The sequence below is a fragment of the Micromonospora halophytica genome, assembly GCF_900090245.1.
Lineage (GTDB): Bacteria > Actinomycetota > Actinomycetes > Mycobacteriales > Micromonosporaceae > Micromonospora > Micromonospora halophytica.
On record NZ_FMDN01000001.1, the window covers coordinates 364,055 to 381,226 of the forward strand.

A 17,172-nucleotide genomic window follows, 5' to 3' on the forward strand; every position below is an offset into this window, starting at 1 on the left:
ACGCAACGGGGCCGGGACGTCCGAGACGTCCCGGCCCCGCCGCACTCGATCGTCAGGCCAGCGGGAGGTAGACCTTCCCGCCCGAGGAGACGAACTCCTCCGACTTGTCCTTCATGCCCCGCGCGGCGTAGTCCTTCAGCTCCTGGGTGATCTTCATGGAGCAGAACTTCGGCCCGCACATCGAGCAGAAGTGTGCGGTCTTCGCCGGCTCGGCGGGCAGCGTCGCGTCGTGGTACGACCGCGCGGTCTCCGGGTCCAGCGAGAGGTTGAACTGGTCCTCCCAGCGGAACTCGAACCGGGCCTTGGAGAGCGCGTCGTCCCAGGCCTGCGCGCCGGGGTGGCCCTTGGCCAGGTCCGCCGCGTGCGCCGCGATCTTGTACGCGATCACGCCCGCCTTGACGTCGTCCCGGTCCGGCAGGCCGAGGTGCTCCTTCGGGGTGACGTAGCAGAGCATCGCGGTGCCGAACATGCCGATCATCGCCGCGCCGATGGCGGAGGTGATGTGGTCGTACGCGGGCGCGATGTCGGTGGTCAGCGGACCGAGCGTGTAGAACGGGGCCTCGTGGCACCACTCCTGCTGGAGGTCCACGTTCTCCTTGATCTTGTGCATCGGCACGTGACCCGGGCCCTCGATCATCACCTGGACGTCGTACTCCCAGGCGACCTTCGTCAGCTCACCGAGGGTGCGCAGCTCGGCGAACTGCGCCTCGTCGTTGGCGTCCGCGATCGAGCCGGGGCGCAGCCCGTCACCGAGGGAGAAGGTGACGTCGTAGCGCGCGAGGATCTCGCAGAGCTCCCGGAAGTTGGTGTAGAGGAAGTTCTCCTCGTGGTGCGCCAGGCACCAGGCCGCCATGATCGAGCCGCCCCGGGAGACGATGCCGGTGACCCGGTCCACGGCCAGCGGCACGTACGGCAGCAGCACCCCGGCGTGCACGGTCATGTAGTCCACGCCCTGCTCGGCCTGCTCGATGACGGTCTCCCGGAACACCTCCCAGCTCAGCTTCACCGGGTCGCCGCCGACCTTCTCCAACGCCTGGTAGATCGGCACGGTGCCGATCGGGACCGGCGAGTTACGCACGATCGCCTCGCGGGTCTCGTGGATCCGCTTACCGGTGGAGAGGTCCATCACCGTGTCCGCGCCCCACCGGGTGGCCCAGGTCAGCTTCTCCACCTCCTCGGCGACCGAGGAGGTCACCGCAGAGGTGCCGATGTTGGCGTTCACCTTCACCAGGAACGCCTTGCCGATGATCGCCGGCTCGCACTCCGGGTGGTTGACGTTGAGCGGCAGCACCGCCCGCCCGGCGGCGATCTCGTCCCGGACGAACTCGGGCGCCACTCCCTCCCGGACCGCCACGAACTCCATCTCCGGCGTCACCACACCCGCCCGGGCGTACGCGAGCTGGGTGGGGCGCCTGCCGTCCGTGCCGGCCAGCGGCGTCCCCGCGCCGCGCGACGGGGCGACGTCGCCGCGCTCGGCGATCCACCCACCGCGCAGCGGCGGCAGCCCCACCTCGGGGTCCGACCCCGGCCCGGAGGTGTCGTACAGGCGCAGCGGGGGGTTGTCCCCGGTCAGCACCACCTCGGCGAACGGCACTCGGATGTCCGGCCGTGACCCCTCGACGTAGACCTTGCGACGTGCCTGCATGACAGCCTCCCTGATGGTCAACAGGACCAGCCGAAGTGGTCCAACGGGCCGCGTCCCGCGCCCAACTCCCAGTCCCGCGCGCCGGTCAGCGCGCGGGTGACGTACTCCTTGGCGGCGGCGACCGCGACCGGCACCGGGTCGCCGGCGGCCAGCCGGACGGCGACCGCCGCCGAAAACGAGCAACCCGTGCCGTGGTTGTGCCGGGTGTCCACCCGGGGCGCGCGCAGCAGCGTGGTCGTCCCGCCCCCGCAGAGCACGTCCACCGACTCGCCGTCGGCGTCCACGTCCCCGCCGGTCACCACCACGTACGCCGGGCCACCGGCCGCGAGCGCCTCGGCCGCCGCGACCATCTCCTCGACCGTGGTCACCGGGCGTCCGGTGAGGGCGGCGGCCTCCGCGCAGTTCGGCGTCGCCACCTGCGCGTACGGCAGCAGCCGCTCGACCGCCTCCACCACGCCGAGCGGGTGTCCACTGGTGGCGACCAGCACCGGGTCGACGACCAGGTGCGGCAGCCGGCCCGCCTTCGCCGCCTCGGCGATCGCGTCGGCGACCGCCGGGTTGCCGAGCATGCCGGTCTTCACCGCCCGTACCCCGAAGTCGCCCAGCACGCTGTCGAGCTGGTCGGTGACGGTGCGCGGGGGCAGCGGCAGCACGGCGTCCACGCCCCGGGTGTTCTGGGCGGTGATCGCGGTGATCACGCTGGTGCCGTACGCGCCGAGCGCGGCGAAGACCTTGAGGTCGGCCTGGATGCCCGCTCCCCCACCGGAGTCGGATCCGGCGATGCTGAGCACGGTCGTCGGCGTCACTGGTTCTCCCGTCGTCGCGGTTGGGGCTGCGGCCGACCGTGCCCACTCCGGGCGGTCAGGCTTGATCCCTGCGTGGGCACGGTCGGCCGCAGCCCTCTCGTGGTGACCTCCGCCGGGATGTGCCGGCTGCGCGACCCGGGGGCGACCGCCTCTTCGAAGGCTCCGCCCAGGGTGGTGGCCGCCTCGGCGGGGTCGTCGGCGCGCATGATCGCGCCGAGCACCGCCACCCCGGTGACCCCTGCCTCGACACACGCTCTGACCTGGTCGGGAGTTTCGATGCCGCCGAGGGCAAGGACCGGGACCCGGCTGTTCTCGATCAGATTGCGCAGGCCGTCGGGGTACAGGGGTGGGCCGTAGCCCGGTTTGGTCCGGGTGGGAAAGACCGGGGACAGCGTCACGTAGTCCTCGGTGGTGAGTCGGGCCAGCTCCGCCGCGTCGTGGCAGGAACGGCCGACGAGCCCGACAGCCGGCGGCGGGTACGGGCCGGCGGCGGGCAGGTGGACGGCGTCGCCGTCGAGCGGGTCCGGACCGGCGACGACCAGGGTGCCACCGGTGTCGGCGAGGACCGCCCGCAGCTCCGCCGCGAGCGCGGCGCGCTCGGCGCGGGGCAGGTCCTTCTCCCGCAGCACCACCCAGCGCACTCCCCCGCCGACGGCCCGGGTGACCACCTCGACCAGTGGCCGGCGGGCCACCCGCCGATCCGTCAGCAGCACGACGCCGGACGGCGCCGCCGCGGAGATCCGGGAGGCTTCCGGCCGCCGGAAGGACCCCAGCCTGCCGAGATCCGCCGGAGCCGAGGATGACGTGCCGAGGTGCACGGCGGTGCGGCCCGGCGTCACAGGTCGGGCCTTCCGTCATCGGGGGTGGACGCCAGGGCGTGGAAGCGGCGGGCGATCCGGCCCGCGCCGTACGCGAGCCGTCCGGCCTCGACGGCGTACCGCATGGCGGTGGCCATCGCCACCGGGTCGGCGGCCCGGGTCACCGCGCTCGCCAGCAGCACCGCGTCGCAGCCCAGCTCCATGGCGAGCGCGGCGTCGGAGGCGGTGCCGATGCCGGCGTCGAGGATCACCGGCACGTCCACGCTCTGCCGGATCAGCCGGATGTGGTGCGGGTTGTTGACGCCCAGCCCGGAGCCGATCGGTGCGCCGGCCGGCATCACCGCCGCGCAGCCGACGTCGGCCAGCCGGCGGGCCAGGATCGGGTCGTCGGACGTGTACGGCAGCACGGTGAACCCGTCGGCGACCAGTTCCTCGGCGGCGCGCAGCAGCTCCACCCCGTCGGGCAGCAGCGTCCGCTCGTCGCCGATCACCTCCAGCTTCACCCAGTCGGTGTCGAACGCGTCGCGGGCCAGGTGCGCCACCTTCACCGCCTCGGTGGCGGTGTAGCAGCCCGCGGTGTTGGGCAGCAGCCGCACCCCGCACCGGTCCAGCAGGTCGAGCAGCCCGCCGGCGGTGCCGGGCGCCGTGTCGACCCGGCGCAACGCGAGGGTGACCAGCTCGGTGCCGGACGCCCGGATCGCCTGCTCCAGCACGTGCAGGTTGGCCGCCCCACCGGTGCCGAGGATCAGTCGGGAGCCGAAGGTCACGCCGCCGATCTCGAAGCTCACCGCGCTCACCCGCCCTGGGCGGCGCTGAGCACCTCGACCCGGTCACCGTCCCGCAGCACCGTGGCCGGCCAGCCGGTACGCGGCACCACCTCGCCGTTGACCGCGACCGCGAGACCGCGCTGCTGCCCGGTGACCTGGCGGACCACGTCGGCCACCGTCGCTCCGCCGGGCACGGTCCGCCCGGCGCCGTTGACGATCAGTTCCACGTGCGCTCCTCCTCGGTGCTCGATTCGGGTCCGGCGGGCCCGACCCGGGCCGACCCCGGGTGCGTGGCGTCGGGCGGGCCGAACCGGTCCGGCGTGAACGGCGCGAGCAGCGGGTCCGCCTCCCCGGTGACGACCAGCTCGGTGATCAGATCGGCGGTGACCGGGGTGAGCACGATGCCGTGCCGGTGGTGCCCGGTCGCGACCAGCACACCGGGGTGGCCGGGCAGCGGACCGAGGATCGGCGCGTTGTCCGGGGTGCCGGGGCGCAGCCCGGCGGACGCCTCCACCAGGTCGTACTCGGCCAGGTCGGGGACCAGGTCGACGGCGGCGCGGAGCAGACGCAGCACCGCGCCGGCGGTCACCTCGGTGTCGGCACGTTCCTCGACGGTCGCCCCGACCACCACCTCGCCGTCGGCGCGGGGCACCAGGTAGACCGACTCGCCGTCGGCGTACCCCCGGATCACGTGCCGGAAGTCCGGCGCGGCGCGATCGGGCGCACGCAGCCGCAGCACCTGCCCCTTCACCGGCCGCACGGGCAGGCCGGTGAGGGCGGCGGCACCGCAGCCGGCGGCGACCACGGTGACCCGGGCGTCCACGTCGGCGAGCCGGGCGACCGGGCCGGGGGGCAGCGTGGCGCCGGCCCGCTCGGCCGCCGACCGCAACGCGACGACCAGCCGGCGCGGGTCGACCTGGTGGTCACCGGGCGCGACCGCACCGCCGCGCACCCGGGGCGCCAACGCCGGCTCGCGGTCGCGCAGCTGCGAGGGGCGCAGTGGGGTGATCGGCAGTCCCAGCCCCTGCTGGTACGACCACAGCCGGCGTGCCTCGGCCAGGTCGTCCGAGGTCAGCCCGACGACCAGGGTGCCCTCGGTCCGGTGGCCGAACTCGACTCCGGCGGCCTGGGCCAGCTCGGCGGCGAAGCCGGGCCAGCGGGCGGCGGACTCGGCGAGCAGCCCGGTCAGCTCGTGTTCCCCGAAGTACGCCTCGGCGACCGGGGAGAGCATCCCGGCGGCGACGTGCGAGGCGCCGGAACCCGGGGCGGGATCGTGGACGACGACACGCAGCCCACGCGACGCGCACCGCCACGCGATCGCCAGCCCGACCGGTCCCGCCCCCACGACGGCGACGTCCGGCCGGGTCAGCACGTCAGTGCCTCGACGAGCGCGGCGGTCGTACGGGCGGGATCGGGGCTGGCGGAGAGCGCCCCGACCACCGCCACCCCGTACGCCCCGGCGGCCCGCAGCTCGGGCACCGATTCGGCGGTCACCCCGCCGATGGCGATCACCGGCACGTTCACCGCCCCGGCGACGGCGCGTACCCCGGCCGGACCGATCGGGTCGGGCAGGCCGGCCTTGGTGGCGGTCGTGTGGCAGGGGCCGACGCCCAGATAGCTGGCCCCGGCGGCGACCGCCCCGGCGGCCGTTCCCGGCTCCCGGGCGGTCGCGCCGAGCACGGCGGTGGGGCCGAGCACCCGGCGGGCCGCCGCCACCGGCAGGTCCTCCGCGCCGACGTGCCCGCCGGCGGCACCCACCGCGAGGGCGACGTGCAGCCGGTCGTTGACCAGGCACGTCGCCCCGTACGGCACGCAGAGCGCAAGCACCCGCCGGGCCAGGTCGTACGCCTCGCGGTCGGTGGCGTCGTCGGTGACCCGGACCTGGACGACCAGTTCGGCGCGGGCCACCGGCAGGGCGGCGCGCAGCACGGCGAGCGGATCGCGCCCCGGCCGGGTGTCGGTGATCAGATGCAGTCGTCCGAGGGACGGCACGGCAACACTCCTCCCTGCGCCGGCATTACCCGGATCAGGTTCGACGGTCGGGGGCTTCAGCCCCCCTCTCAGCCCGGTGCACCGGGCTCCCGTGGGTCACTTGCGGGCCTACCGTACGACGTCCGTCCGGACGGCGGAAGACTGGGTGACGTTTTTCCCACTGACCGTCCGCTGTCGACGGCAGGGGCGGCACGTGACCGTCCGGCCCGACGGAGCGCTGATCGCGGCGGCGGCGGGCAGCAGCCGGCGCGCGGGGCGGAATGCGAGTCAGAGAACGGCGTCGAGGGCGTCCAGGTCCTCGTCGGTGGGCTGCCACTGCCCTGCCGCGGCGTTGTCGCGTACCTGCTCGGGGGTGGTGGCACCGGCGATCACCGAGGTCACCGCGGGCCGGGCGGCGAGCCCGCCGATGGCCACCTGGAGCAGGGTCAGCCCCCGCTCGGTGGCGTACTCCTCGATCGCCTCGATGGTGTCCCAGTTCGCGGCGGCGAGGCGCTGGGCGTACCGGCCGCCGCCGGAGAGCCGGCTGCCGGCGGGCGGGGCCTCACCGCGCTTGTACTTGCCGGTGAGCAGGCCGTTGGCGAGGGGGAAGAACGGCAGCATGCCCAGGCCGAACCGCTCGCAGGCGGGGATCACCTCGGCCTCGACGTCCCGGTGGAGCAGGTTGTAGTGGTTCTGGGCACTGATGAACCGGGTGCGGCCCTGCGAGGACGCCGTCCAGTCCGCGTCGGCGATCTGCCAGCCGGCGAAGTTGGAGTTGCCCAGGTAGCGGACCTTGCCGGCGCGGACCAGGTCGTCCAGCGCAGCGAGCGTCTCGTCGATCGGGGTGCCCGGGTCGGGCTCGTGCATCTGGTACAGGTCGATGTGGTCGGTGCCGAGCCGGCGCAGCGACGCCTCCACCGCGCGGGCGATGTAGCGGCGCGCGCCCCGGGCACCGAAGTCCGGGCCGTTCAGGCCGTGCATGTCCATGCCGAACTTGGTGGCCACCACCACGTCGTCGCGGCGGCCCTTCAGCGCCTGCCCGAGCAGTTCCTCGGAGCCGCCCTGCGGCTCGCCGTAGATGTCGGCGGTGTCGAAGAAGGTGATCCCGGCGTCGAGCGCGGCGTCCACGACCGCGCGGGTGCCGTCGAGGTCGAGCTTGCGGCCGAAGTTGTTGCAGCCGATGCCGACCACGGACACCACGAGCCCGGAGTCGCCCAGCCGGCGGTAGGTCATCTCAGTCACGAGATCCACCCTATGCCGGCCCACCCGGCCGTACCGGGCCGGTCGCCGGGGCCGGGCTGCCCGTCCATCCGCCCCGGGCGGCCGGCTCGACGTCAGGCGGCGACGTCCCACACCGGCTCGGGCGTCTCCACCACCTCGCCGTCGCCCCGGAACAGCACGAACCGGTCGAAGGAGCGGGTGAACCAGCGGTCGTGGGTGACCGCGACGACCGTCCCGGAGAACGCGGCCATCCCCGCCTCCAACGCCTCTGCCGACGCGAGGTCCAGGTTGTCGGTGGGCTCGTCGAGCAGCAGGAGGGTCGCCCCGGACAGCTCCAGCAGCAGCACCAGGAACCGTGCCTGCTGGCCACCGGAGAGGGTGCCGAAGCGCTGGTCGCCCTGGCCGGCCAGCTCGTACCGGCTGAGCGCGGCCATCGCCGCGTGCCGGTCCATGCCGGCCCGGTGCTCGTCGCCCCGCCAGAGGATCTCGACCAGCGTCTTCTCCATCAGCTCCGGCCGGTCGTGGGTCTGGGAGAAGTGGCCGGGGCGGACCCGGGCGCCGAGGCGGGCCACCCCGTCGTGGGCGACGGGGGCGAGCGCCGCCGCGCCGACCGGGGTCTGCGCCGGGTCGGGGTCGGTGCCGCCCCGGGCCAGCAGCCGCAGGAAGTGCGACTTGCCCGTGCCGTTCGCGCCGAGTACGGCGACCCGGTCGCCGTACCAGAGTTCCAGGTCGAAGGGGTAGGTGAGGCCGTCCAGCTCCAGCTGCTCGCAGACAACCGCGCGCTTGCCGGTCCGCCCGCCGGCCAGCCGCATCCGGATGTCCTGGTCCTTCGGGGGTACCGGCGGCGGCCCGGCCTCCTCGAACTTGCGCAGCCGGGTCTGCGCGGCCTGGTACCGCGACGCCATCCCGTCGTTGTACGCCGCCTTCTGCTTGTACATCAGCATCAGCTCACGCAGCTTCTGGTGCTCCTCGTCCCAGCGGCGGCGCAGCTCGTCGAGGCGGGCGTGCCGGGCCACCCGCGCGTCGTGCCAGCTCGCGAAGCCGCCCGGGTGCACCCAGGCGCTGCCGCCCTCGACGGCCACCACCCGGTCGGCGGTCTGCGCCAGCAGCTCGCGGTCGTGCGAGACGTACAGCACGGACTTGCCGGACTCGCGCAGCCGCGCCTCCAACCACCGTTTGCCGGGCACGTCGAGGAAGTTGTCCGGCTCGTCGAGGAGCAGCACCTCCTCGGTGCCGCGCAGCAGCAGCTCCAGGGCGAACCGTTTCTGCTGGCCGCCGGAGAGGGTACGCACCGGACGGTCCCGGGTGGCGTCCCACGGCAGGTCCAGCACGATGGTGGCGACGGTGTCGAAGAGCACCTCGGCGTCGTACCCGCCGGCCTCGCCCCAGGCGGCGAGCGCATCCGCGTACGCCAGCTGGGCCTTGCCTGCGGCGGTGCTGTACTTGCCGCGCAGCTCGGCCGCCCGCATGGCCGCCTCGGTCGCGGCGAGCCGGTGGCCGGCGTCGCGCAGCGGCGGCGGGGCGAGCGAGAGCGCCAGGTCGGCGAGGGTGGACTCGTCCCCGATCATGCCGATGAACTGCCGCATCACGCCGAGGCCGCCGGAGCGCGCGACCACCCCGGTCCGCACCGGAAGGTCGCCGGCGACCATCCGCAGCAGGGTGGTCTTCCCCGCTCCGTTCGGGCCGACCAGGGCGACCTTGGCGCCCTCACCCACCCGGAAGGACACGTCGGCGAAGAGCTCCCGACCGTCCGGGAGGATGTGCCCGACGCCTGCCACGTCCACGTAACCCACGCCGGCATCCTGCCGGAGCGGCCGGGGCGGGCGACACCGGATTACCGGGTGACCCGCAGCACCCGGTAGCCCTTCTGGCTGGCCGGCCGGTCGACCTGCCAGCCTTCGTCGACGAGCCAGCGGTGCAGCGAGTCGCCGCCGAGGTGGCGGGCGACCACCAGCCAGGCCACCCCGTCCGGGGCGAGCCGGGGCAGCCAGCGGCGCAGCAGCTCGTGCAGCTCGGCCTTGCCGATGCGGATCGGCGGGTTGGACCAGATCTGGGTGAAGGTGACGCCTGCGGGCACCTCGTCCGGGGCGACCGCGCGGATCCGGTCGGCGGCGCCGACCCGGCGCGCGTTCTCGGCGGTCAGGGCGCGGGCCCGCTCGTTGACGTCGACCGCCCAGACGGTGACGGCGGGCGCGGTGGTGGCGAGCACGCAGCTGATCGGTCCGAACCCGGAGCCGATGTCGAGCAGGTTGCCGCCGGTGCCGGCGGCCGGCAGCTCGGCCTTGCGCAGCAGCACCGCGGTGCCGGGGTCGAGCCGGGCGGCGGAGAAGACCCCGCTGGCGGAGGCGAGGGTGTAGTCGCGCCCGGCGACGTGGAACTCGACCTCCCGCGGGTGGGCCGCGGCGGTGGGTTCGGTGGAGAAGTAGTGGTCGCCGGTCACGACGGGCATTCTCGCACCGGCCCGGAGCCGGGTCGCGGTCGCCTCGGTCGGCAGGATCCGACGCGCCGTACCACAATTTCCCATTATTACCCTCTAAAGGGACAATGACCCCTACTCTAGCTCACATGGTGTATCGGTACGAGTCCGATGAGGACGCCTTCGTGGAACATCCGGGGTCCCGGTCGGACCTGCCGGACGTCGCCCCCGGCCCGCCCGCGCCCGCCGGGCCGTCCCCGTCCCGCTTCCCCACCCCGTCGCTGCCCCGGGCCACCCCGCCGGCACTCGGGGCCCCCGAGCCGGCCCCCGCCGCCGAGCCACTGCCGCGCCCCGAGCCGTTCCCCGTCCGCTCGTCCGTCCAGGTCCCACCGCCGCCACCCACCCAGGGGTACGCCCCCACGGAACCACTGGACCTGCCCCGGTCCCGCCGTTCCGGGCGGGGCGGCGGCCGGCTCTGGCAGGTGCTCGTCGGCGGCGCGGCCGTGCTGGTGCTGCTGGCGCTCTGCGGTCTCGGCGCAGCCGCCCTGCTGGTGGAGCGCAACTCCGACACCGACCGGGCTGCCCCCGGCGCGTCGGCCAGCGCGGCGGCCCTCACCCCGGAACCGTCCTCCGGGGACCTGGACTCCCGCGACACCGACCAGCAGCCGCTCACCGCCAAGGAGGTGTTCCCCGGCAAGAAGCTGGTGGTCGCCGACGGGCAGCCCGCGTACGAGGTGCTGAAGACGCACTCCGGCGGCAGCTGCGCGGTGGCGGCCACCGGGGAGATCGCCGACCTGCTGGGCCTTCTCGGGTGCAGCCAGGTCGTCCGGGCCACCCTCCGCTCCCCCGACCGCGAGCACCTGGTCACCGCCGGCCTGCTCAACCTGCCCGACGCGGCCACCGCCCAACGCGCCCGGGACCGGATCCGGCAGATGCTCGACGCGCGGCAGGGCCGCTTCCGGGGCCTGGCCGCCGGCGAGGACACCGAGGCGATCACCACCGCCGCCGCCCGGGTCGGCTGGCAGGTACGCGGCCACTACGTCGCCTACTGCCTCGTCGTACGAGCCGACGGCGACGCCGTACCGGCCGGCGACGGCACCGTCCGCGAGATCCTCTACGACATGATCGAACTGCACCTCAACCGGGGAGTGCTCGACCGGCGGGCGGCCGGCGGCACGGCCGTGCAGCCCACCGCCGGGAGCCGCGACTCCGACCAGAACGGCGAGGAACTCCCCGGCGACTGACCCGCCCACCCGCCAGCACGGCGGCCCGGCCCGCACCCCGCGGACCGGGCCGCCGTGCACCGCGGGTCAGGATTCGGCGGGGACGCGGAGCCGGCGGGTCAGGTCGGCGCGGCGGGCGTACTGCGCCGGGTCGTCCGGATAGCCGACCTCGACCAGGGCCAGCCCGTGCGCGGGCGCGACCGTCACCTCGCTGGAGCGTTCCCGCCGGGTGAGCAGGCTGGCCGGCCACTCGACGGGGCGGCGGCCGTCCCCGGCGACCAGCATCGCCCCGACCAGGCTGCGCACCATGTTCTGGCAGAACGCGTCGGCCTGCACGGTGGCGACCAGGATGCCGTCCGGGTCACGCCGCCAGTCCAGCCGGGTCACCTCGCGCAGCGTGGTGGCGTTCTCCTTGCGCCGGCAGTACGCGGCGAAGTCGTGCTCGCCCACCAGCCCCGCCGCCGCCGCGTTCAGCGCGGCCAGTTCCAGCGGCTTCGGCCAGGCCAGGGTGTCCCGACGGCGCAGCGGCTCGGCACCCCACGGCGCGTCGGTCACCCGGTACTCGTAGCGGCGGAACGTCGCCGAGAACCGGGCGTCGAAGTCGCCGGGCACCTCGGTCATCGCCCGTACCCGAACGTCGGTGGGGAGCAGCCGGGCCAGCCGGCGCAGCAGCCGCCCCTCGTGCTCCCGCCACACGGGGGCGGGCAGGTCGAGGTGGCAGACCTGGCCGGCGGCGTGCACCCCGGCGTCGGTCCGGCCGGCCACGGTCAGGCCGGTCGCGGTGCCCGCCCCGAGCACCAGGTCCAGTGTCGCGGTGAGCACCCCGGCGACGGTACGGCGGGTCGGCTGGGCGGCCCAGCCGGAGAAGTCGGTGCCGTCGTACGAGACGTCCAGCCGCAGCCGGGTCCGCTCGTCCACCTCGTACCTCCTCACGGCGTCGGGCCCGGCACCCCAGGAAGGGATGCCGGGCCCGACGATGATGCCTCTTGCTCAGGCCTTGTTCTCGGTGCCCTCGGCGGCCTCGTCGCTGTCCTGGCGGGCAGCGGCGGTGTCACCGGACGCCGACACCGGAGCCTCGGCGTCCTGGTCGTCGTCGGTCGACTTCGGGGTCTCGTCCGCGGGGGCGAGCGCCTCGACCTTGTCCTGCTGGGCGGCCTTGCGGGCGGCGGTCTTCTTGTTCGCCTTCGGCTCGGCGACCTGAAGCTCCTCGACCAGCTCGATGATCGCCATCGGAGCGGCGTCACCCTTGCGCGGACCGGTCTTCACGATCCGGGTGTAGCCACCGTTGCGGTTGGCGTACCGGGGCGCGATCTGGTCGAACAGGGAGTAGACCACGTCCTTGTCCTTGACGACGCCCAGCACCCGACGCCGCGAGGCGAGGTCGCCCCGCTTGGCCTTGGTGATGAGCTGCTCGGCCAGCGGGCGCAGCCGACGGGCCTTCGTCTCGGTGGTCTGGATCTTGCCGTGCTGGAACAGCGCGGTGGCCAGGTTGGCCAGCATCAGCCGCTCGTGCGCGGGGCTGCCGCCGAGGCGGGGGCCCTTGGTGGGCGTGGGCATGCTTGGTGCTCCTCAGGTGTGGCGGCAGCGCGGACTAGAGCTGCTCGGTCTCGCGGTAGTCGTCGGTGTCGTAGTCGGCCTCACCGAAGGCGTCCACGACGTGCGCCGGGTCGAAGTTCGGGGCCGAGTCCTTCAGCCCCAGACCCATCCCGGCGAGCTTCATCTTGACCTCGTCGATCGACTTCTGACCGAAATTCCGGATGTCGAGGAGGTCGGCCTCGGTGCGCCCGATCAGCTCACCAACGGAGTTGATGCCCTCGCGCTTGAGGCAGTTGTAGGAGCGGACGGTGAGGTCCAGCTCCTCGATCGGCAGAGCCAGGTCGGCCGCCAGCTGGGCGTCCTGCGGGGACGGCCCGATGTCGATGCCCTCGGCGGTCTCGTCCAGCTCCCGGGCCAGGCCGAAGAGCTCCACCAGCGTCGAGCCGGCGGAGGCCAGCGCGGTCCGCGGGCCCATCGACGGCTTGGTCTCGACGTCGATGATCAGCCGGTCGAAGTCGGTCCGCTGCTCGACCCGGGTCGCCTCGACGCGGTACGTCACCTTGAGCACCGGCGAGTAGATCGAGTCGACCGGGATCCGGCCGATCTCGGCGCCGGCCTGCTTGTTCTGCGCCGCCGTGACGTAGCCGCGACCCCGCTCGACGGTCAGCTCCATGTCGAGCCGGCCCTTGCCGTTGAGGGTGGCGAGCTTCAGGTCCGGGTTGTGCACCGAGACGCCGGCCGGGGGCTGGATGTCGCCCGCCGTCACGTCGCCCGGGCCCTGCTTGCGCAGGTACATGCTGACCGGCTCGTCGTGCTCGGAGCTGACGCACAGCTCCTTGATGTTCATGACGAGCTCGACCACGTCCTCCTTGACCCCGGGGATGGTGGTGAACTCGTGCAGCACACCGTCGATCTTGATCGAGGTGACCGCCGCACCCGGGATGGACGACAGCAGCGTACGACGCAGCGAGTTGCCCAGGGTGTAGCCGAAGCCGGGCTCCAGCGGCTCGATGGTGAACCGGGACCGGGTCTCGTTGATCGACTCCTCGGAGAGAGTCGGTCGCTGGCTGATGAGCATTTCTTCTCTTCTCTTCCGGGACGCCCGCTATATGACGCCCACGACAAAACTGTTCCGGTGGCCCGCCCTCCGGGGGCGGGCCACCGCAACGAGCCCTTACTTCGAGTAGAGCTCGACGATCAGCTGCTCCTGGACCTGGGTGTCGATCACCTGGCGGGCCGGGAGCGAGTGCACGAGAACCTTCATCTGGCTGGGGATGGCCTCCAGCCACGCCGGAACGGTCTTGGAGCCGGCCTCGGCCTGCGCGACGATGAACGGGGTGAGCTCCTTGCTCTTGCCCCGAACCTCGATGATGTCGTGCTCCTTGACGCGGTACGACGGGATGTCGACCTTCTTGCCGTTCACGGTGAAGTGACCGTGCTTGACCAGCTGGCGGGCCATGTCCCGGGACTTGGCGTAGCCGGCCCGGTAGACCACGTTGTCCAGCCGCGACTCGAGGATCTGCAGGAGGACCTCGCCGGTCTTGGCCTTCTTGCCCACGGCCTCCTCGTAGTAGCCGCGGAACTGCTTCTCCAGCACGCCGTAGACCCGGCGGGCCTTCTGCTTCTCACGGAGCTGGAGCAGGTACTCCGTCTCCTTGGTGCGGCCGCGGCCGTGCTGCCCGGGCGGGAACGGCCGGGACTCGAACGGGCACTTCGGGCCATCGCACTTGCTGCCCTTGAGGAACAGCTTCATCTTCTCCCGCCGGCAACGGCGGCAGTCAGCACCGGTGTAACGAGCCATCTCTCTCTAACCTCTCAGACCCGGCGACGCTTCGGCGGACGGCACCCGTTGTGCGGCTGCGGGGTCACGTCGGAGATCTGCCCGACCTCGAGCCCGGCTGCCTGCAGCGAACGGATGGCGGTCTCCCGGCCGGAGCCGGGGCCCTTGACGAACACGTCGACCTTGCGCATGCCGTGCTCCATGGCCCGACGCGCGGCGGCCTCGGCGGCCAGCTGCGCGGCGAACGGGGTCGACTTGCGGGAGCCCTTGAAGCCCACCTGGCCCGAGGAGGCCCAGGAGATGACCGCACCGGTCGGGTCGGTGATCGACACGATGGTGTTGTTGAAGGTGCTCTTGATGTGCGCCTGCCCGTGGGCGACGTTCTTGCGTTCCTTGCGCCGGACCTTCTTGACGGCGGCTCCGGCACGAGCCTTCGGTGGCATAAGTCTGTGCGCTCCTAGTTACTTCTTGCCGGGCTTCTTCTTGCCGGCGACGGTCCGCTTCGGGCCCTTGCGGGTCCGCGCGTTGGTCTTGGTCCGCTGGCCACGCACGGGCAGGCCCCGGCGGTGCCGGATGCCGGCGTAGCAGCCGATCTCGACCTTGCGGCGGATGTCAGCGGCGACCTCGCGGCGCAGGTCGCCTTCAACCTTGTAGTTGCCCTCGATGTGATTACGGAGCTGCACGAGCTCCTCGTCAGTGAGGTCCCGAACGCGCTTGTCCGGCGAGATGCCGGTCGCGGCGAGCGTCTCCAGGGCGCGGGTACGGCCGACCCCGAAGATGTAGGTGAGCGCGATCTCCATCCGCTTCTCGCGGGGGAGGTCGACGCCGACTAGACGTGCCATGTGCGGGCGTACTCCTCGTGATGTTGTGGCGGAGGTGTGGACCCGTCCCACCCCGCTACCGACCGTCCCGTCCTTCCGACGCCATCGGCGCCGGCGACCGGGAGTGGTCGCTGCCCAAGCGGGCCCCGGCCTCCGACCGGGGGTCGGCCACGATCGAGTACGCGCTGCGTACCGCTCGCGGCTGGGACGAGCTGGTGATGTGTTGTCCGGATCTGCGGCCCGGGCCTCGTTCCGCCGCCGCTCGTCACGGTCGGCGGACTCGGCTCAGCCCTGGCGCTGCTTGTGGCGCGGGTCGGTGCAGATGACCATGACCCGGCCGTGCCGGCGGATCACCCGGCACTTGTTGCAGATCCTCTTGACGCTCGGCTTGACCTTCACGGTTGCCTTACTTCCCATCTGGCCCGGAGACGCGACCACGCGCGACGCCGGACGTCGAAGACGGACACGGGGACGTCCCGGCCGCCGTCAGGCTTACTTGTAGCGGTAGACGATGCGCCCGCGGGTCAGGTCGTACGGCGAGAGTTCGACGACGACCCGGTCCTCCGGCAGGATGCGGATGTAGTGCTGCCGCATCTTGCCGCTGATGTGAGCCAGCACCTTGTGGCCGTTCGCGAGCTCCACCCGGAACATTGCGTTCGGCAGGGGCTCGATGACCCGACCCTCGATCTCGATGGCTCCGTCTTTTTTCGGCATGTCCTCCGCTGTCCTGACGTCGGTTGCTCCGGATGGCCCACAACGTCTTACACGGGTCTCCGACCATGATCGAAAAGCCCGCGCCAGCCGCGGCTCCGACTCCCACCGAAGCGCGGGGTGGGCATGCCGGAGTGGACGCTGTGCGCCGATCTGAAAGTGTACGCCCGCCTGCGGGTGGTCGCCAAACCGGCCACCATACTCGCCGTGATTCCGGGCGAAATCCCCCGACCGGGCAGCCCGTCCACCGCGTCGTCGGCGTGTCTCGACGTGGCGGTGGCGGTCGGCGGGTCCGGTCTCGACGTGGCGGTGGCGGTCGGCGGGTCCGGTTCTCCCGGCCGCCACACGGCACGCCGGCACCACAGGTCACACCGCCGTCGCAGGCCCGGGTGCTGCTCACGGGTGCCCGAGGCGGCCCGCCGTCGCGGCCTGTGGCCACCCAGCCGGGGTGTGATCGACTCCACGGCGGCGAGATGGCGGTGTCGCGGCCGGCGGGACACCGCAATGTCGCCGCCTCCGAGTCGATCACCTGCCGAAACGCGGGGCAGAGCGGCTGTGGGGGGGACGCGAGGGCCCGTCGCCCGACCGGGCGGGGGCGGGTCAGGCCGTCGGCGAGTCGGCCGGCTGCCGAGCGGTGACCAGGTCACCGAGGCGGGCCCGACCACCGTCGAACGCGGTCAGCACCCACACCCCGTCCGGGAGCAGCGCCATCGAGTGCTCGACGTGCACCGCCATCGAACGGTCCCGGGTGACCACGGTCCAACCGTCGGCCAGCTCCACCGTCCGGGGGGAGCCCATGGTGATCATCGGCTCGATGGCCAGGGCCATCCCCGGGACCAGCCGGGGACCCTTGCCGGGGCGGCCGTGGTTGAGCACGTGCGGGTCCTGGTGCATCTCCGTGCCGATGCCGTGCCCGCCGTAGCCGTCGACGATGCCGTACCGACCGCCCTTACGGACGGCGTTCTCCACAGCGTGCGAGATGTCGGTGAGCCGTCCCTTGCCGCTGGCGGCCCCACGGGCGGCGGCGGCGATGCCGGCCCACATGGCGTCCTCCGCGACCGCGGCCATCTTCAGCAGCGCAGGCTCGACCTCACCCACCCCGACGGTGATAGCCGCGTCGCCGTGCCAGCCGTCCAGCACGGCACCGCAGTCGATGGAGATCAGGTCCCCGTCGCGGAGCACCTGCTGCGCCGACGGGATGGCGTGCACCACCTGCTCGTTGACCGACGAGCAGATCGAGGCAGGAAACCCGTGGTAGCCCTTGAACGACGGGACCGCTCCGGCCTCGCGGATCGTCGCCTCGGCGATCGCGTCCAGGTCGGCGGTGCTGACCCCGGGAGCGACGGCCTCGCGCATCCGGCGCAGGGCCTCGGCGACCACCAGGCCCGCTGCCCGCATCTTGTCGATCTGGTCGGGGGTCTTCAGCTGGATGTCCAGCTGGTGACGGCGCATGGAGC

At 73.1% G+C, this 17,172-nt stretch carries 19 protein-coding genes, 1 pseudogene and 1 riboswitch; of the genes and pseudogenes, 1 reads left to right on the forward strand and 19 read right to left on the reverse strand.

Annotated features, from left to right (window positions below; all coding sequences use genetic code 11):
• Nucleotides 1-52: 52 nt before the first annotated feature.
• The 10 genes and pseudogenes from thiC to GA0070560_RS01670 form a co-directional block, all read right to left on the reverse strand.
• On the reverse strand, nucleotides 53-1,645 hold the full coding sequence (gene thiC, locus GA0070560_RS01625) for a phosphomethylpyrimidine synthase ThiC (RefSeq protein ID WP_091290300.1): 1,593 nt from the start codon (nucleotides 1,643-1,645) through the stop codon (nucleotides 53-55).
• Nucleotides 1,646-1,662: 17 nt separating this feature from the next.
• On the reverse strand, nucleotides 1,663-2,451 hold the full coding sequence (thiD, locus tag GA0070560_RS01630; protein WP_091290302.1) for a bifunctional hydroxymethylpyrimidine kinase/phosphomethylpyrimidine kinase: 789 nt from the start codon (nucleotides 2,449-2,451) through the stop codon (nucleotides 1,663-1,665).
• 128 nt (nucleotides 2,452-2,579) lie between these two features.
• A pseudogene (locus tag GA0070560_RS01635) lies at nucleotides 2,580-3,191 on the reverse strand (thiamine phosphate synthase); the annotation flags it as partial.
• A gap of 95 nt (nucleotides 3,192-3,286) precedes the next feature.
• Entirely contained in the window at nucleotides 3,287-4,066 is a 780-nt protein-coding gene (locus GA0070560_RS01640) for a thiazole synthase (protein ID WP_091290306.1), read from the reverse strand.
• Nucleotides 4,063-4,263: a sulfur carrier protein ThiS gene (gene thiS / locus GA0070560_RS01645; protein ID WP_091290308.1), complete on the reverse strand. Its 201-nt coding sequence runs from the start codon at nucleotides 4,261-4,263 to the stop codon at nucleotides 4,063-4,065. The genes GA0070560_RS01640 and thiS overlap by 4 nt, the downstream gene beginning before the upstream one ends.
• Nucleotides 4,254-5,408, reverse strand: a complete 1,155-nt coding sequence (gene thiO / locus GA0070560_RS01650) for a glycine oxidase ThiO (RefSeq protein ID WP_091290310.1) — start codon at nucleotides 5,406-5,408, stop codon at nucleotides 4,254-4,256. Before thiO ends, thiS begins: the two co-directional genes overlap by 10 nt.
• Nucleotides 5,402-6,028, reverse strand: coding sequence for a thiamine phosphate synthase (locus tag GA0070560_RS01655; protein ID WP_091290312.1), 627 nt, complete (start codon nucleotides 6,026-6,028; stop codon nucleotides 5,402-5,404). The genes thiO and GA0070560_RS01655 overlap by 7 nt, the downstream gene beginning before the upstream one ends.
• A riboswitch (TPP riboswitch) is annotated at nucleotides 6,023-6,130 on the reverse strand. Its footprint overlaps the gene before it by 6 nt.
• Before the next feature lie 165 nt (nucleotides 6,131-6,295).
• The gene (locus GA0070560_RS01660) at nucleotides 6,296-7,258 is read right to left on the reverse strand and encodes an aldo/keto reductase (protein WP_170839237.1); all 963 of its coding nucleotides are present in this window, start codon (nucleotides 7,256-7,258) and stop codon (nucleotides 6,296-6,298) included.
• Between the two features lie 83 nt (nucleotides 7,259-7,341).
• Complete coding sequence (locus GA0070560_RS01665; RefSeq protein ID WP_091290316.1) at nucleotides 7,342-9,021, reverse strand: ABC-F family ATP-binding cassette domain-containing protein; 1,680 nt, start codon at nucleotides 9,019-9,021, stop codon at nucleotides 7,342-7,344.
• 41 nt (nucleotides 9,022-9,062) lie between these two features.
• Nucleotides 9,063-9,668, reverse strand: coding sequence for a class I SAM-dependent methyltransferase (locus GA0070560_RS01670; protein ID WP_091290867.1), 606 nt, complete (start codon nucleotides 9,666-9,668; stop codon nucleotides 9,063-9,065).
• Nucleotides 9,669-9,793: 125 nt separating this feature from the next.
• Between GA0070560_RS01670 and GA0070560_RS01675 the strand changes: the two genes are divergently transcribed.
• Nucleotides 9,794-10,888, forward strand: coding sequence for a hypothetical protein (locus tag GA0070560_RS01675; protein ID WP_211565724.1), 1,095 nt, complete (start codon nucleotides 9,794-9,796; stop codon nucleotides 10,886-10,888).
• A 66-nt stretch (nucleotides 10,889-10,954) separates the two neighbouring features.
• On the opposite strand, the gene truA is transcribed toward GA0070560_RS01675, so the two are convergent.
• The 9 genes from truA to map form a co-directional block, all read right to left on the reverse strand.
• Complete coding sequence (truA, locus tag GA0070560_RS01680) at nucleotides 10,955-11,785, reverse strand: tRNA pseudouridine(38-40) synthase TruA (protein WP_091290319.1); 831 nt, start codon at nucleotides 11,783-11,785, stop codon at nucleotides 10,955-10,957.
• A gap of 72 nt (nucleotides 11,786-11,857) precedes the next feature.
• Nucleotides 11,858-12,424 carry a 50S ribosomal protein L17 gene (gene rplQ, locus GA0070560_RS01685; RefSeq protein ID WP_091290321.1) on the reverse strand — a complete coding sequence of 189 codons (567 nt, stop codon included), beginning with the start codon at nucleotides 12,422-12,424 and terminating at the stop codon, nucleotides 11,858-11,860.
• Between the two features lie 34 nt (nucleotides 12,425-12,458).
• A complete protein-coding gene (locus GA0070560_RS01690) occupies nucleotides 12,459-13,481 on the reverse strand; it encodes a DNA-directed RNA polymerase subunit alpha (protein WP_013735931.1) in 1,023 nt (340 codons plus the stop codon).
• Between the two features lie 96 nt (nucleotides 13,482-13,577).
• Nucleotides 13,578-14,204, reverse strand: coding sequence for a 30S ribosomal protein S4 (rpsD, locus tag GA0070560_RS01695; protein WP_091290324.1), 627 nt, complete (start codon nucleotides 14,202-14,204; stop codon nucleotides 13,578-13,580).
• Between the two features lie 14 nt (nucleotides 14,205-14,218).
• Nucleotides 14,219-14,626 carry a 30S ribosomal protein S11 gene (rpsK, locus tag GA0070560_RS01700; protein ID WP_014440747.1) on the reverse strand — a complete coding sequence of 136 codons (408 nt, stop codon included), beginning with the start codon at nucleotides 14,624-14,626 and terminating at the stop codon, nucleotides 14,219-14,221.
• Between the two features lie 18 nt (nucleotides 14,627-14,644).
• Complete coding sequence (gene rpsM, locus GA0070560_RS01705) at nucleotides 14,645-15,025, reverse strand: 30S ribosomal protein S13 (protein ID WP_091290326.1); 381 nt, start codon at nucleotides 15,023-15,025, stop codon at nucleotides 14,645-14,647.
• Between the two features lie 264 nt (nucleotides 15,026-15,289).
• Nucleotides 15,290-15,403 (reverse strand): 50S ribosomal protein L36, encoded by a 114-nt coding sequence (rpmJ, locus tag GA0070560_RS01710; protein ID WP_012184307.1) that lies wholly within the window; start codon nucleotides 15,401-15,403, stop codon nucleotides 15,290-15,292.
• A gap of 93 nt (nucleotides 15,404-15,496) precedes the next feature.
• Nucleotides 15,497-15,718: a translation initiation factor IF-1 gene (infA, locus tag GA0070560_RS01715; protein WP_007073013.1), complete on the reverse strand. Its 222-nt coding sequence runs from the start codon at nucleotides 15,716-15,718 to the stop codon at nucleotides 15,497-15,499.
• Between the two features lie 597 nt (nucleotides 15,719-16,315).
• A complete protein-coding gene (gene map / locus GA0070560_RS01720; protein ID WP_091290329.1) occupies nucleotides 16,316-17,167 on the reverse strand; it encodes a type I methionyl aminopeptidase in 852 nt (283 codons plus the stop codon).
• Between the last annotated feature and the right edge of the window lie 5 nt (nucleotides 17,168-17,172).